Source organism: Streptomyces cinnamoneus (assembly GCF_002939475.1).
Classification (GTDB): Bacteria; Actinomycetota; Actinomycetes; order Streptomycetales; family Streptomycetaceae; genus Streptomyces; species Streptomyces cinnamoneus_A.
On the sequence record NZ_PKFQ01000001.1, the window covers coordinates 306136 to 321411 of the forward strand.

The following is a 15276-nucleotide window of genomic DNA, read 5'->3' on the forward strand; positions in this document are numbered from 1 at the left end:
TGCGCCCTGGGGGCGTGCCGGCATCTCCGCCGCCCTCACCGCCCCTACCGGCGTGGCCGCTTCAGGTTCCACTGCGCCTCACCGCCGCACGGGCGGCCGGCGCGTCAGTCGCGGCGGCTTCGCGCGTGACGGCCGGACCCCGGCCGGAACCAGGAGCGGACCCGCCGGCGCATGCGCGTAAGAGGGGCGTCGCCCGCGTCTTCCCGGGGAGGCGTCGCTGTCGGGCACGTGCCGGTGTGGACGTCTGACGCCCCGGCGGGGGTGACCGCCACCACGGCCTCGGGGCCGGGCGACGGGCTCGGCGCGGTCTCCACGGAAGCCTGGAGCGGGAGGCCGAGGGCTTCCTCCCCGGCCCGGTGGTCATGCCGGGGAGGCCTCCACGTCCAGGTCCCGACGACGGTGGTCGTCGGCAGTGACAACGTCGTCGGCGAGCACAGGAGGTCGACGCCACCGTAGGGGTCGGCGTGTCCTGCGGAGCCGTAGTCGTAGCCGTCGTGGTAGCCGTAGCCGCCGCTGCTGTAAGAGGCATAAGGGTCGTAGGCGACGAACGGGTCGTACGAGGTTTCGAAGCCGTAGGAGACCTCTGGCGGAAGGGGCTGCCAGGCGCCGGCCGGGGGAAGGGCCGCACTCCCGGGAGGCCGCATCTGCCTGACCGCGGACGTCAGGGTGGCTTCCGCCTCCTTGAGCGCCGCCTGCTCGGCGCACTTGCGGCTGAGCTCGTCGCGCTCGTGGCGGAGGTCCAGCACGAGGCTCTCGGCCGCCTCGGCTGCGCCGCGGGCCCGTGCGAGGTCCTCCCGGGCGACGGCCAGCTCGCCCTCCAGTCCCTCCATGCGCTCGCGCACGGCGTCGATCTCCGCCCGGGCGGCGCGCTTCTGCCGGCGGTCCTTGATGCGTTCGTTCTCCAGCCACGCGATGAGCTGGGCGTCGACCTGCCGGTGGGCGGCGGACGCGGCTTCGTCGGCGACGCGCTGTTCGGCCCACTCCAGCTGCTGGCGCACGTGCTCCGCGGCCGCGCGGTCCCGGGCGAGCAGCTCGTCCTCGAGTGCCACGACGCGCTCGCGGCAGGCGTCGCGTTCCTCCTGGACCATGCAGTCCTCGTACCGCTCGGGGAAGCAGCGGCGGAGCGTGGCGTAGAAGGAGACCATCAGGTCCTGGCGGTCCCGGGCGGACAGGGCCCGGCCCTCCTGCGCCAGCAGGCCGAGAAGGGCTTCGGTCTCGTGCCGTGCCGGCACGTGGGAGCCGCTCACGACGCCCCTCAGCCCGTCCGGGGTGAGACCCCCGACCGTGCCGGGCGGCAGGCAGGCCGCCGCCCGGCGGCTGATGTCGTCCAGGTCGCCGCCCAGGGGGTCGAGGACCCGGCGGCGCATCCCCTCGGCGAACGCCCGCGCCTCGGCGGGGAGGGACTTGCGCTTCTTCTCCCGGTCCGCCTCGGCCCAGAGCTCCTTGATGCCGGCCCAGGCCTCGTCCTCCGGGCGCGGGTTCGCGGCCATGTCCAGCAGCGCCACGACGACGGCGAAGAGGGTGTCAGGCCGCGTCAGCCGCGTGCCGTTCAGGATGTCGCGAACGGTCGTGTGGGAGGCCGTGGTCAACTTGTCGTCCCGCTTGGAGGCGAGGGCGTCGATGGCTTTCGAGACGTCACGCGACGGGGGTGCACCCGCCGCCTCGTGCAGCTCGCGCATCGCGTTGAGCAGCCGGAGCGCGGCGCCGTCCGGCCTCGGCTCACCCGACTCCTGATCGGGCATGGCGAGGGCTCCCTGGTGTCAGATCGTGTCAGAGAAGTCGATGCTCCCATCGCGACCGCCCCGGCTGGCGATTATGTGACAACCATTCACTCGTCAGAGTGTGTCATCCGCTCTTCCGCGGGGTGTCGACTGGAAGAGGCCGGCTGGCTCGTCCGCCGCCGGCCTCCACATGACCGGGCCGCCGACACCGGCAGGGCCGCAGGGACGGCGGCCCGGTTCCCACCCACCAAGGGGCTCCGTTGCATCCTAAAGAACCACACACCGAGCACGTCTTTCCCGGGAAAATCCGGCGCACCACGACGCCCATGCTGTACCGTCCGCGCCGCAGTTCCCTCTTGTTGGCCCTGCTCGTGGCCGTGGCGCCCGTGTCCCCGGCCGGCGCGGCCCCGGCGACTCCCGCCGCCCCGGCGTCGACGAGCGCGCCACCGGCGAACAGTGCGTATCCGGTCCCGGTGGTCCTCCAGCCCGTGACGCCGCCCGCGGACGGGCTGCTGGACGCGTTCCTGCCCGGGTTCCTCGCCAGCCTCGGCTCCGGCATCGTGCTCACCATCGGCGGATGGGGCGTCAAGAAGGGTGTGAAGAGGCTGCGCGAGCGGCGGCCCGTGCCGTAGGCCCGGACGTCCTCGTCTGCCCGGTCCGGTGCCCCGGCGCGTCCGTGGCCGGGAACCGTGCCGGTCCCGTGGCCGGTCGACGGGCGACCGTCCCGTGCCGCGGGACCGGCCGGGGCGTGCCCGCTCCGCACCACACCGTAGGCTGCCCCTTTTGAGGAAGACGGGGACGTGTCATGAGCAGCGGTACGACCGGGAGCGTGCGCACCACGCCGAGCAAGAACGGGCCCGCCAAGGTGAGCCTGTGGTTCGCGGGCTGCGGCGTCGCCGCCTACGGGAACTTCGCCACCGGCATCGCCTGGCTCAACCCGGGCGTCTTCATCATGATGGCCGTCCTGTGCGCCCTGATCGCGATCGTCGCGGGGCACATCGGGCGGTTCCGGGGCCGCAGGCTGGACGGTGACGGGCGGGGCATGGCCCTGCTGGGGATCGTCGTGGGCTGGCTCGTCATCCTGGTGACCGTGGTGATCGCCCTGGCCGTCGGTGGCCTGATCGCGGGTCTGGCGGTGCTCGTGGAAAGCCTCTGACCCGCGGGGCCAGGCCCGCCGCCACGGCCATCCTGTGAACCATCTGTCGAACCTGTGGACCTCCTGTCGATCCTGTGAATCTCCTGTCCGAAAACAGCCCCATGTGATGGCCAATACTTTGCCAAGCGCAGGCCAGGGCGACAGCCGCTTCGGCCATGGATTCGGTGGCCACGAGCCGGGCGCGGTAGGGGTTTTTAAAGAGTTGATGGGGCCCTCCACCCGGTGTTCGATTTACGGAACGTGGGGCACCGCTTACGAACCGCGCCCCGGGGGCCAGCGTCTGTGGGTGCGGACGTCAGGACGGCGTCCGCACCGCAGACGTTGAAAAAGAGGCGCACACACCCGATGGCATCCCCCCTCCCCGGACTCCTGCCGGCACCACCGGAGCCCCACACGGGGCGGGCGCGCTACCGCAGCGCCCCTCCCCCGCCGCCGCGCACCCTGCTCGACGTGCTCGACGCCACCGCCGCCGCGCATCCCGAGGCCCTCGCCCTCGACACCGGGGCGGAACGGTTCACCTACCGGGCGTTGGCCGCCGAAGTCGCCTCCCGGGCGGAGCGGCTCCGCCGGGCCGGCGCGGGGCCGGGTGACCGGGTGGGGGTGCGGATCCCCTCCGGCACCGCCGAGCTGTACCTGTCGGTGCTCGCCGTGCTGCGGTGCGGCGCCGCCTACGTGCCCGTCGACGCCGACGACCCCGACGAGCGCGCCGCCACGGTCTTCCGCGAGGCCGGCGTCTGCGCCGTCCTCGGTGCCGGCGGCGCGCTCGCGCCCGGCACCGCCGCCCCGTCGGGCGGCGCGGGGCGGCCGCCGGTCCCGGACGACGACGCCTGGATCATCTTCACCTCCGGCTCCACCGGCGCCCCCAAGGGCGTCGCCGTCAGCCACCGCGCCGCCGCGGCCTTCGCCGACGCGGAGGCCGGCCTCTTCCTGCGGGACGCGCCCCTGCGCCCGGGCGACCGCGTGCTGGCCGGCCTCTCCGTGGCCTTCGACGCCTCATGCGAGGAGATGTGGCTCGCCTGGCGGCACGGGGCCTGCCTCGTGCCCGCCCCGCGTTCACTCGTGCGCGCCGGCCACGAACTGGGGCCCTGGCTCGTCGAACGCGGCATCACCGTCGTCTCCACCGTGCCCACGCTGGCTGCGCTGTGGCCGGTGGAGTGCCTGGAGGGAGTGCGGCTGCTCATCGTCGGCGGCGAGGCGTGTCCCGCCGAACTCGTCGACCGCTTCGCCGTGCCCGGCCGGGAGATGTGGAACACCTACGGTCCCACCGAGACCACCGTCGTCGCGTGCGCGGCCCGGCTGCACCCCGGCCAGCCCGTGCGCATCGGACTGCCCCTGACCGGCTGGGAGCTGGCCGTCGTCGACGAGGCGGGGGAGCTCGTCGCCCACGGGGCCGAGGGCGAGCTGGTCGTCGCCGGCGTCGGGGTGGCCCGCTACCTCGACCCCGTCAAGGACGCCGAGCGCTACCGTGCCTGTGTGGCTCTCGACACCGACCGCGCCTACCGCACCGGTGACCTGGTGCGGGCCGACCCCGAGGGGCTGGTCTTCGCCGGGCGCGCGGACGACCAGATCAAGATCGGTGGGCGCCGGCTCGAACTCGGGGAGATCGACGCGGCGTTGAGCGCCCTGCCGGGCGTGCTGGGCGCCGCCGCGGCCGTACGCACCACGCCGGCCGGCGGCCGGCTGCTGGCCGGCTATGTGGTGCCGGGTCCGGAGTACGACCGGGAACACGCCAGACGGCTGCTGACCGAGCGGCTGCCCGCGGCCCTGGTCCCCGTCCTGGCGGAGGTCGACGACCTGCCCACCCGCACCTCCGGCAAGGTCGACCGGGACGCCCTGCCGTGGCCCCTTTCCGCGGCTCGGCCCGACGAGGACGACGCCGAACCGCTGCACGGCACCGCCGCCCGGCTGGCCCGCCTCTGGGAGGAGTTGCTCGGTACCCGGCCCACCGCCGGCTCCGACTTCGTCGCCCTCGGCGGCACCAGCCTGGCCGCCGCCCGCATGGCCTCCGCCCTGCGCGAGCACCATCCCGGCGTGTCCGTCGCCGCCCTCTACCGCCACCCCGTCCTGCGCGACATGGCCGCGCACCTCGACTCGCTCACCCCCCAGGCCGAGGTCCGGCGCGCGGTCCGGCCCCTGCGCCGCCGCACGGGCGCGGCGCAGATCCTGGTGCAGACGGCCCTGTTCGGCGTCGCCGGACTGCGCGGCCTGGTGGGCCTGGCCGCCGCCGACAACGTCCTGGGACTGCTGACGCCCCGGGCGTGGGCGCCCCACACGTCCTGGTGGCTGGTGCTGACGGGATGGCTCGTGCTGTTGAGCGCCCCCTCCCGGTTCCTGCTGGGCGCGGCCGCGGCCCGTCTGCTCACGCGGGGCGTCGCCCCCGGCTCCTACCCGCGCGGCGGCCGGGTCCACCTGCGGCTGTGGGCCGCCGAACGCACCGTGGCCTCCTTCGGCGTCCCCGCGCTGCTCGGCACGCCCTGGGCCACGTGGTACGCCCGCTCCCTGGGCTGCGTGACCGGCCGGAACGTCTCCCTGCACGCCATGCCGCCGGTCACCGGTCTCGCCGAGTTCGGTGCGGGAAGCGCTGTGGAACCGGAAGCCGACATCTCGGGCTGGTGGCTGGACGGTTCGACGCTGCACGTCGGCGCCGTGCAGATCGGCGCGAACGCCCGCGTCGGCCACCGCAGCATGCTGATGCCGGGTGCCTCCCTCGGCCCGGGAGCCGAACTCGCCGCGGGCGGCTGCCTGGACGGTCACGTCCCGGCCGGCCGGACGTGGGCCGGTTCGCCGGCCCGGCCGGCCGCCACGGGGAGCGCTCCGGCGTTCGTTCCCGCGCAGGCCGCCCGTCACACGCCCGTGCCCGGTGCCCCCCGCCGGGAGCGGGAAGGCGGCGGCCGGGCCCGTTCCCCCCACCGCCACTCCCGGCGCTGGAACCCGGCCTACGCCCTCTCCCTCGCCGTGCTGCCGCTGCTGCCGCTCGTCGCCGCCGCGCCCGCCCTCGCCGGCACCTACTACCTGGTCAAGGACTGCACGACGCTCACCTCGGCCGCGCTGTGGCTGCTCGCCGCCGTGCCTCCGTTCGCCTTCGCCACCACCGTCTGCTGGGTCCTGCTCGTCGCCCTCGTCGTCCGGGCCCTCGGCCGCGGCATCACCCCCGGCGACCACCCCGTCGACGGCGGTGTGGCCTGGCGGGTCTGGCTGGTGACCCGGCTCCTCGACGGCAGCCGCACCAGCCTGTTCCCCCTGTACGCGAGCCTGGCCACGCCCGTGTGGCTGCGCATGCTCGGCGCACGCGTCGGCCGCCGCACCGAGATCTCCACGGTCCTGCCGCTGCCGTCGCTGCTCACCGTCGAGGACGGGGCGTTCCTCGCCGACGACACGCTGGTCGCACCCTTCGAACTCAAGGCCGGCCGGATGCGACTGGGTCGCGTACGCATCGGCAGGCGCGCCTTCGTGGGCAACTCCGGCATCGTCGGGCCCGGCCGCACCGTCCCGGACGACGGACTCGTCGGTGTGCTCTCCGACGCCCCGGAACACGGCGAGCCCGGAGGTTCCTGGCTCGGCCGGCCCGCGATGCCGCTGCCGCGCGTCGCCTCGGCCGTCGACGCGGGGCGCACCTTCGAGCCGCCCCGGCGCCTCGTCCTGGCCCGCGCGGCGGTCGAGGTGTGCCGTGTCCTGCCGTTGATGTGCGCTCTCGCGCTCGCGGAGGCCGTCCTGCTCGGCGAGCAGGGCGCGCTCGACACGGGCGGCCCCGGGTTCGCCGCGCTCGTCGGCGCGCCCCTGCTGCTGACGGCCGGAGTGGCCGCCGCCCTGACGGCGACCGCGGCGAAGTGGGTGCTGGTGGGACGCTTCAAGGTCGGCGAACACCCGCTGTGGAGCTCCTTCGTGTGGCGCAACGAGCTCTACGACACCTTCGTGGAGACCCTGGCCGTGCCCTGGCTGGCGGGACCCTTCACGGGCACGCCCGTCCTCAACTGGTGGCTGCGCAGCCTCGGGGCGCGCATCGGGCGCGGGGTGTGGTGCGACACCCACTGGCTGCCGGAGACCGACCTCGTCACCCTCGGCGACGGGGCCACCGTCAACCGCGGGTGCGTCCTGCAGACCCACCTCTTCCACGACCGGATCATGCGCATGGACACCGTGCACCTCGCCGCCGGCGCCTCCCTCGGCCCGCACGGCATCGTGCTGCCGGGCACGACGGTCGGCGAACACGCCGCCATCGACCCCGCGTCCCTGGTCATGCGCGGCGAGAGCGTGCCGGCCGGAACCCACTGGGCGGGCAACCCGATAGCCGGGGCGGCGCCGGTGGGCGCGGGCCAGTGCGGGGCATGAGGGCCCGCGGCCGGTTCCGTTGCAGCCGCCGCGGCCTGCTCACGGCCGCGGCGGCCCTCCCGCTGACCGCGGCCGCCGGGGCCCTCGCCGGCGACGAGGCCCCGCGCCCGCCCGACGGACGCCGCTACTTCCCCCGGCACGGCTCGTACGGGCACCGGACCGTCTCCTACGACCTGCGGCTCGACTACGACCCCGGGCGGGCCTGGCTGGAGGGGCACGCCCGCGTCCAGGCCGTGGCGCTGGAACCCGCGCGCGAGGTCGAACTCGACCTGGCGCGCCTGAAGGTGCGCTCCGCTCACTTCGACGGCCGGCCCGTGGAGGTGCGTCGCCGCAGTGGCAAGCTGGTGCTCAGGGCCCCGCGCCCGCTCGCCGGGGAGCAGCCCTTCGTCCTCGACATCCGTTACGCGGGCCGGCCCGCACCGGTCGCCTCGCCGTTCGGCGGCGTCGGCTGGGACCGCACGGGGGACGCGCACGACGGCACGCTCGTCGCCTCCCAGCCGGTGGGCGCCCCGTCGTGGTTCCCCTGCAACGACCGTCCCGACGACAAGGCCGCCTACACCTTCGCCGTCACCGTGCCGCGGGGGCACCACGCGCTGGCCAACGGCACACTCCTGCGGCGCGTGTCCGAGGGTGACCGGGTGCGCTGGACCTACCACCACCCGGGGCCGATGGCCACCTACCTCGCGGCCGTCTACACCGGCCGGTTCACCCACGAGGAGCGGGACGGGGTGCGCAACGCCTACCCCGCGCACCTGGCGGACCGGGCCCGCCACGACCTGGCGCGCCAGCCGGAGATGCTGCGCGCCTTCGCCGGACTGTTCGGGCCGTACCCGTTCGATTCGTACGGCGCGGTCGTCGTCGACGCCGAACTGGGGGCGCCGGTGGAGAACCAGACGCTGTCCGTCTTCGGCAGCAACCACATCGACGGGCGGCGCGGCTGGGAGACGCTCGTGGCCCACGAGATCGCCCACCAGTGGTACGGCAACAGCGTCACCCTCGCCGACTGGCAGCACATCTGGCTGAACGAGGGGTTCGCGACCTACGCCGAATGGCTGTGGTCCGAGCACCTGGGCGAGGACGACGCCCACGCGCTGGCCCGGCAGGCGTGGCACGGCCTGTCCGCCGGCAGGCAGAACCTGCGCATCGCCGACCCCGGCAGCGGTCACCTCTTCGACGACCGCGTCTACGTGCGCGGCGCGTGCACCCTGCACGCCTTGCGGACGGCGGTGGGCGACGACCGCTTCTTCACGGTGCTGCGCACCTGGCACGCGGCCCATCGGGGTGGCAACGCGGACACGTGCGCGTTCCTCGCGCACGCCGAGCGGGTGACGGGACGTGAGCTCGGGCCGTTGCTGCGTCCCTGGCTCTTCGAGAAGCGGCTGCCGGACCTGCCGGACCGCGACCCCGACGGCTGAGGGGAGGCGCGGGGGCACCGGCTGTGTCAGTGGTCCGGCGGCAGCCAGCCCGCGTCCCGGCCGGGCCGGGCCGGGGCCCACGGTCTCAGCGCCGGCTCGGGACGGGCTCGGGCGAGCCCGTCCCGAGGGCGTTCACCCCTGGTCGTCCGTCCGCATGAACTCGATCAGACGGGCGTAGCTGTCATCGCCGTGTCCGGCCGCCGTCGCCCGCCCGGTCAGGTCCCGCAACAGCCGGGGCAGCCCGGTCTCCACGCCTCGCAGCTCGCTCGCGTGGACAAGGAGGTCCGTCGTCGAGCGGTGCAGGTCCAACGTCAGGTCCCCGCCCGGGTACCGCCCCGCGTCGATCTGGCGGGCGTAGGCGGTCATCAGGCCGCCGACGCTCCGCATCCACCGCGTGGCCACGTCGGTGTACGCGGTCGCCGTCTCGTTCCCCCCGGGGCCGTCGGCGCCGACGAGCGCCACGCCGTGCAGCCAGCCGGTCAGCGTGGAGCACATCAGGCCGAGCAGCGCCGTGTCGTACACGGACGCCAGGGCGGCGTCGGTGCCCAGGTGCACCGGCTCGGCCAGGGCGGCGAGCACGTCGCGGTGGTCGTCGAAGGCGGCGCGCGAACCGCTGTACAGCACCAGGTGGTCCCCGTTCCCCACGCTGGACGACGTCGTCATGACCACGCCGTCGAGGTACTCGGCGGCGTACCGCCGCGCCCAGGCGGCCCTCTCCCGCGCGTGCGGCGGGGAGCCCGAGGTGAGGTTGACCAGGCTGCGGCCGGCGAGTTCGCCGGCCAGCGGGTCGAGGACCTCGAGGACGGCCTCGTACGACGCCAGGCACACGACGGTGACGGGGCTCGCGGCGACGGCTTCGGCGGCCGAGCCGGCCTTCACCGCGCCCTTCTCCACCAGGGTGTCCGCCGTGCCCGCCGTGCGGTTCCAGACGGTGGTCCGGTGGCCGGCCGCCAGGAACGCCCCGGCCAGTGCCGCGCCCATCCGCCCGAGACCGAGCACGCTCACGTTCGTATCCATGTTTCCCCCGTTTGACAGAACTCTGACGAGAAAGCCGACAACTCCCCCTGAATAGCCATCCCTTACCCAGTGTCCCGCATGGGCGAAGAGTCCCGGGCCACCACGCCCCCGGCCCTCCCCTGCTGTCTCCCCCGCGGTACGGCCGCGGCGGCAGACGCCCCACCGGAACGGCCAGCTCCGAGCAGACGCGCCCACCGTCCGTGAACCCGCCCTGGGCAGGCCGTGGTTCACCCCGGAAGGACGTATCTGCCGCCCGTGGCGCGTCTACTGGCCTACGGAGGTTGAGGGGGACGTCCACCGGCCGCGTCAGGTGAACCGCCGTTCCATGCGTCCGCCGCGGGTGCGGCGGCAGATGTCCCTGTGAAGGTCCTCGACTGCCGTGACCGCCCGGTGAGGGAAAACACCGTTCCCGGCTCCCCCTCACCCGCCCTTTCCTCCGACGAGCCCGCGTCAAGAGGACTTTGCTCACACGGACAGGGACCAGCCCGCTCGTCAAGAGGGGCGCATCTGAAGGGTCCCGTCACGGCGTCAAGCCCCCTGAAAGAGGGATCGGTGCCGGCATCCTCCGCCACCGGCCTTACGGGGACGATCGTGAGTGAGGTTCGACGTTGCCAGAGTCCATCAGTTCCGAGACCCGGACGGATGCCGGGGCGGAAGGCTGCCCGTTGCTCTCGTCCGAGTCGGTGGCGGCCACCTTCCTCTCGCACGGTTCGGCCGACCTGCACCCGGTGATGAAGAGCCTCCGGGACGAGGCGCCGGTTTTCTTCAGCGAGGACCTGCACATGTGGATCGTGTCCCGCTACGACGACGTGACGGAGATCCTCAAGAACGCGGAGCTCTTCCCCGCCTCGACCCGGTCCATCATCATGTCGAGCTACCCGCCGGAAGTCCGCGAGGTCCTCGCGAGCACCAGCACGTTCACCGCGCCCAACATGGGCTTCGACGGGTCCCCGGCGCACGAGCGGCTGCGCAAGCCGGTCGTGCCGTACTTCTCGGCGAAGGGCGCCCGGCTCCTGGAGCCCCGGATCGAGGAGATAGCCGGCCTGCGGGCGGAGGAGGTGCCGGCCGAGCCGCCCGTCGACCTCGTGCAGGCGTACGCCCGTCCGCTGGCGAACAGCGTCGTCATCGCCCTGGCCGGGTTCCCCGCCGAGGACCACGACCGCATCCTGCGCTACCACCGCGCGGTCAACGAGTTCTTCTTCGGCCGGCCTCCCGCGCACCTCCAACTCGACTACGCCCACGACCTGCTGGAATGGGAGCAGTACCTGTCCGCTCTCCTCGCCGCGCGGCGCCGGGACCCCCGGGACGACCTGATCAGCCTGCTCACCCGCAAGGTGGCCCGGGGCGAGGCCGACTACACCGAGCAGGAGCTGATCAGCTTCCTCAGCTTCGACGTCGTCACCGCCGGTTTCCGCCCGACCAGTTTCGCCCTGGTCACCCTGTTCGACGAACTGCTGGAGGATCCGCGCCGCTGGCAGTCGCTGCGGGAGGACCCCGGCTGCTTCGACGGTCTGTTCAGTGAGGCGCTCCGCCGCTCGGGGCCGGCCCTGGGGGTGTTCCGGATGACCGCGGCCGACACCGAGGTGGGTGGCGTGCCCGTCCCGGCGGGCTCGGTCCTGTGGGTCATGACGGCCTCGGCGAACCGCGACGAAAGGCGCTTCCCCGAGCCCGACGCCTTCGATCCGCACCGCCCGCGGATGGCCGGCAGCCTGCACTTCTCCCAAGGGCTGCACTACTGCCTGGGAGCCAACCTGGCCCGGATCGTGGCGCGAGCCGGCGTCAGCGCGCTCATGCGGCGCCACCCCCGCCTGCGTCTGGTCCCCGGCCAGGAGCGGGTGTACGAGCCGAGCATCAACGTCGTGGCCCCGGCCCGGCTGCTGGTCGAGTGGTGAGGGCGCCGCTCCACCTCACGGAGGCTGTGCGGGCGGCCGGGGCGCCGCCGGGCTGAGCGGGCCCGCCGCCTCTCAGCCGGACCCGCCGAAGACCTGGGTCCAGTACGTGCCGGCGCGGCCCCCCGTGGCGTAGCCCACGCCCAGGTGGGTGAAGCCCGGCGTGAGGATGTTGGCGCGGTGGCCGGGGCTGTTCATCCAGCCCCGGACGACCTCGGCCGGCGTGCGCTGACCGCAGGCGATGTTCTCACCGATCGCCCGGTGCGGAGCGCCCGCGGACCGCGCGCGGTCCCAGGGCTCGCGCCCTTCGGGGGTGGTGTGGGCGTAGAAGTCGCGGCCCACCATGTCGGCGCTGTGCGCCTGCGCGGCCACGGCCAGACGCCGGTCGGCGGTCAGCGGGGGCAAGGCCGCCGCGGCGCGTTCCGCGTTGGTGAGGGCGAGGACCTCCGCCACCGCCCACTCGACGCCGGCCACCGAGTACGGCTGGGCCCACAGCACCGTCCAGTACGTCTGCCCGGACCCGCGGTCCACCGCGCGGCCCGGTCCGACGTGCGTCAGCGCCCCGTCGGTGAACGGGCCCCGGCGGTCCCGGCCCGCCAGGCAGTAGTCGACGAACTCCGCCGCCGTGCGCGGCCCCGAGACCAGGTGCTCGGTCAGGAGGACGTAGGCGTAGCCGGCGCCGGTCACGCGCTGGAAGAGCGAGACGCCCGCGGGGCCGTCGACGGAGAGACGGCCGTGCGCGGCCATGTCCACGGCATGGGCGTGGGCGGCGGCCACCAGCCGCGCGTCCACCGTCATCGGCCGTACGCCCGCCCGTGACCGCTCGGCGTTGACCAGGCCCAGGAAGCCGTCGACGTCGCTCCCCGGTGCCGGGCCGGGGGCCCGCGCGGGGAGCGGAGGCGGCGCCGGGGACGCGTCCGCGTCGTCCTGGACCTCGATGCCGAAGTCGCGGGCCACCCCGGCCAGTCCCTCCGCGTACCCCTGCCCCAGGGCCCGTACCTTCCAGCCGGCGTCGCGCCGGTAGAGCTCGGCGAGCAGCAGGACGGTCTCGCTGGTGGGCCGCGGCGGGCTGAACCGGGCCAGCACCCGGCCTTCCCGGCCGGTGACAGTCATGACCGGTGCGGGCAGCGACGCCAGCGGCGTACGGGCGTCGGCCGGGCTGAGGACCAGCGTGACGCGGGCGGCACCGGGGCGCAGCCGTGCCGGGTCGACGGTGACGGTGTCCCCGTCCAGCCGCGCGCCGGGCGCCGACGGCTGGTTGAAGAACACGAAGTCCTCGTCTCCCGACGCCCTGCCCTCCGCGCCGGTGATGAGCACCGACAGGTCGAACGGACCGGGCACCCGGATCGACAGCGCGCCCGCGGGCAGCGCCCGGTTCCCACCGGCCACCAGCTCACTCATCTCGCCGCTCCCCTCCAGGAGGAGGAACGCACCACGGGCCGGGGCGGTTCCGGACCGGGCCGCTCTCCCGGGGCCCGGTGGGGACCACGGCGCGGAGCCGGGGCGGCCCCGCCGCGGGCCGCCGGGTGTCCCCGGTGCCGGCCCGCCGCCGCCCCCGCGCCGGGGCCGGCCGGGCCGGCCGGGCGTCAGGCCGCTCCCTTCACTCCGGTCAGGGCGACCTGGTAGGTGCGCGTCCAGTCGTCCAGCCGGACGGTGGACTCCACGAGGATCCGCTCGAATTCGGACAGGCTGCCCGTGGCGGTCTTGTCCGTCATCCGCCGTACGGCGTCCGCGTCGAGGAAGGGGCTCAGGGGCGCGTCGCCGTCGCCCGCCGCCGCGGTGAGGCCGGTGATCAGGGCCTGGTCGTAGGCCGGGTCCTGGATGGAGGGGTAGGCGGCCTTCGTGCGGCGCAGCACCGACTCCGGCAGCAGGTCGGCGGCGGCCGCGCGCAGCAGGGCCTTCTCCTGGCCCGTGTAGGTCTTCATGTCCCAGGGGATGTTGAACACGTACTCGACCAGGCGGTGGTCGCAGAACGGCACCCGGCCCTCCAGGCCGCTGGCCATGCCCATCCGGTCCTTCTTGTCGAGCAGGATCGGCAGCCACCGGGTCAGGGTCAGGTAGCCCAGTTCGCGGGTGCGCCGGTCCTCGGCGCCCTCGCCGTCGAGCAGCGGGACCTCGGCGAGCGCGGTGCGGTAGAGGTCGGCCTCGTACTCGCCGAGGTCGATGCCGTCGACGAACCAGGGGTGGAAGAGCGACCGCGGGTCGAGGCCCCGGTGGGCGCCCAGCTTGAGCCAGGGGAAGGTCTCCGCGCTGCGCGCGCCGGGGTCGGAGAACCACAGGTAGCCGCCGAACACCTCGTCGGCCCCCTCCCCGGACAGGGCCACGGTCGCGTGCTCGCGGACGGCGGCGAAGAGCAGGTAGAGGGAGACGTCCAGGTCCGCGAAGTTGAACGGCAGGTCCCAGGCGCCGAGGACGGTTCGCCGTACGGCCGGGTCGAGGAGCCCGGCACGGTCGAGGACGATCGGGTGGTGGTCGCTGCCGACGTGCCGGGCGACCTCCAGGGCGTACGGCCCGTCGGGCGTGGGACGGATCGCGTCTGCCCGGAAGTTCTCGGTGTGGCCGGTGAAGTCGACGGAGAAGGTGGAGAGCGAGCCGCCGTCGGCGGCGCGGGCCCGGGCCGCCAGGGCGGTCACCGTGCTGGAGTCCAGGCCGCCCGACAGCAGGGAGACCAGCGGCACGTCGGCGACCATCTGCCGCGGGACGATGTCGTCCAGCAGTTCGCGGACGGTGGCGACGGTGGTCTTGAGGTCGTCGGTGTGCGGGCGGGACTCCAGCGTCCAGTAGCGCTCCTCGGTGATGCCGTCGCGGCGGACCTTGAGCAGGTGGCCGGGCTTGAGCTCGCTCATGCCGCGGAAGGGGACGCGGCCGGGGCTGCGCAGGAAGAGGAGGGCGTCGCAGAGTTCCTCCGCGCCGGCCTCCGCCCGGGCCAGGGGGTTCGCGAGGATCGCCTTGGGCTCGGAGCCGAAGAGGACGCCGTCCGCCGTGGGGTGGTAGAAGAGCGGCTTGACGCCCAGCCGGTCCCGTACGAGCAGCAGTTCCTCGCGGGCGGTGTCCCAGACGGCTATGGAGTACATGCCGTTGAGCCGGCGCGCGAAGTCGTCGCCCCACTGGAGGTAGGCGCGCAGCGCGACCTCCGTGTCGCTGCGGGTGGTGAACCGGTGCCCGAGGAGGACCAGTTCCTCACGCAGTTCGCGGAAGTTGTATATCTCGCCGCCGTAGGAGATGACCGCGCGCGGCAGGCCGCCGGGGCCGTGCTCCGGCGTGCACATCGGCTGGGCGCCGTGCTCGAGGTCGATGATCGCCAGCCGCCGGTGCCCCAGTGCGGCGTGGGTGTCCAGCCAGGTGCCGCGGGCGTCGGGCCCTCTGGCAGCCAGCGTGTCGGTCATGGCGTCGAGGACCGGCGCCGAGGAGCCGGTGGTGAGGTCGCGGGAGAAGTCGACCCATCCGGTGATGCCGCACATCGTTCTCTGCTCTCTTTCGTTCTCGGTCGGTGGGTGCCGGGGCGCACCACGGGCCGTCGCGCGGGCCGGCGGCGTCGAGACCGCGGGCACCGATGCTTCGTACCGGGCGGGGCTTCCCTTCCGGGCCGCCCGCCGCAGCGTGTCCAGCCTTACTTGATCATGGTGGACCGAGGAGTCGCGTTCATGAAGTCCATACCGGGAAGCTCACAGCGGAACGAACGTCATGTTTCGTGAGGCAGAGGGGCGTACGGGCCGCCGTCCGTGGTCGCGTCCGGCGGCCGGGCATGC

The 15276-nt window shown here is 74.2% G+C and carries 9 protein-coding genes; 5 read left to right on the top strand and 4 right to left on the bottom strand.

Annotated elements, in window-relative coordinates; genetic code table 11:
* Positions 1-104: 104 nt before the first annotated feature.
* A complete protein-coding gene (locus CYQ11_RS01580) occupies positions 105-1742 on the bottom strand; it encodes a hypothetical protein (RefSeq protein WP_099199287.1) in 1638 nt (545 codons plus the stop codon).
* Positions 1743-2047: 305 nt separating this feature from the next.
* On the opposite strand from CYQ11_RS01580, the gene CYQ11_RS01585 reads away from it, so the two are divergent.
* From CYQ11_RS01585 to CYQ11_RS01600, 4 genes are all read left to right on the top strand, one after another.
* Positions 2048-2353: a hypothetical protein gene (locus CYQ11_RS01585; protein WP_099199288.1), complete on the top strand. Its 306-nt coding sequence runs from the start codon at positions 2048-2050 to the stop codon at positions 2351-2353.
* Positions 2354-2526: 173 nt separating this feature from the next.
* Positions 2527-2877 (top strand): DUF4190 domain-containing protein, encoded by a 351-nt coding sequence (locus CYQ11_RS01590; RefSeq protein ID WP_099199289.1) that lies wholly within the window; start codon positions 2527-2529, stop codon positions 2875-2877.
* A 345-nt stretch (positions 2878-3222) separates the two neighbouring features.
* Positions 3223-7206 (top strand): Pls/PosA family non-ribosomal peptide synthetase, encoded by a 3984-nt coding sequence (locus CYQ11_RS01595; RefSeq protein WP_099199290.1) that lies wholly within the window; start codon positions 3223-3225, stop codon positions 7204-7206.
* On the top strand, positions 7203-8621 hold the full coding sequence (locus CYQ11_RS01600) for a M1 family metallopeptidase (RefSeq protein ID WP_099199318.1): 1419 nt from the start codon (positions 7203-7205) through the stop codon (positions 8619-8621). The genes CYQ11_RS01595 and CYQ11_RS01600 overlap by 4 nt, the downstream gene beginning before the upstream one ends.
* Before the next feature lie 132 nt (positions 8622-8753).
* Here the strand turns inward: CYQ11_RS01600 and CYQ11_RS01605 are convergent, their stop codons facing one another.
* Complete coding sequence (locus tag CYQ11_RS01605) at positions 8754-9638, bottom strand: imine reductase family protein (RefSeq protein ID WP_099198802.1); 885 nt, start codon at positions 9636-9638, stop codon at positions 8754-8756.
* A gap of 665 nt (positions 9639-10303) precedes the next feature.
* Between CYQ11_RS01605 and CYQ11_RS01610 the strand changes: the two genes are divergently transcribed.
* Complete coding sequence (locus CYQ11_RS01610; RefSeq protein WP_099199291.1) at positions 10304-11530, top strand: cytochrome P450; 1227 nt, start codon at positions 10304-10306, stop codon at positions 11528-11530.
* A 72-nt stretch (positions 11531-11602) separates the two neighbouring features.
* Here the strand turns inward: CYQ11_RS01610 and CYQ11_RS01615 are convergent, their stop codons facing one another.
* Together CYQ11_RS01615 and asnB are read right to left on the bottom strand one after the other, a co-directional pair.
* Positions 11603-12928, bottom strand: a complete 1326-nt coding sequence (locus tag CYQ11_RS01615; protein ID WP_099198183.1) for a CAP domain-containing protein — start codon at positions 12926-12928, stop codon at positions 11603-11605.
* A 185-nt stretch (positions 12929-13113) separates the two neighbouring features.
* The gene (asnB, locus tag CYQ11_RS01620; protein ID WP_099199292.1) at positions 13114-14988 is read right to left on the bottom strand and encodes an asparagine synthase (glutamine-hydrolyzing); all 1875 of its coding nucleotides are present in this window, start codon (positions 14986-14988) and stop codon (positions 13114-13116) included.
* Between the last annotated feature and the right edge of the window lie 288 nt (positions 14989-15276).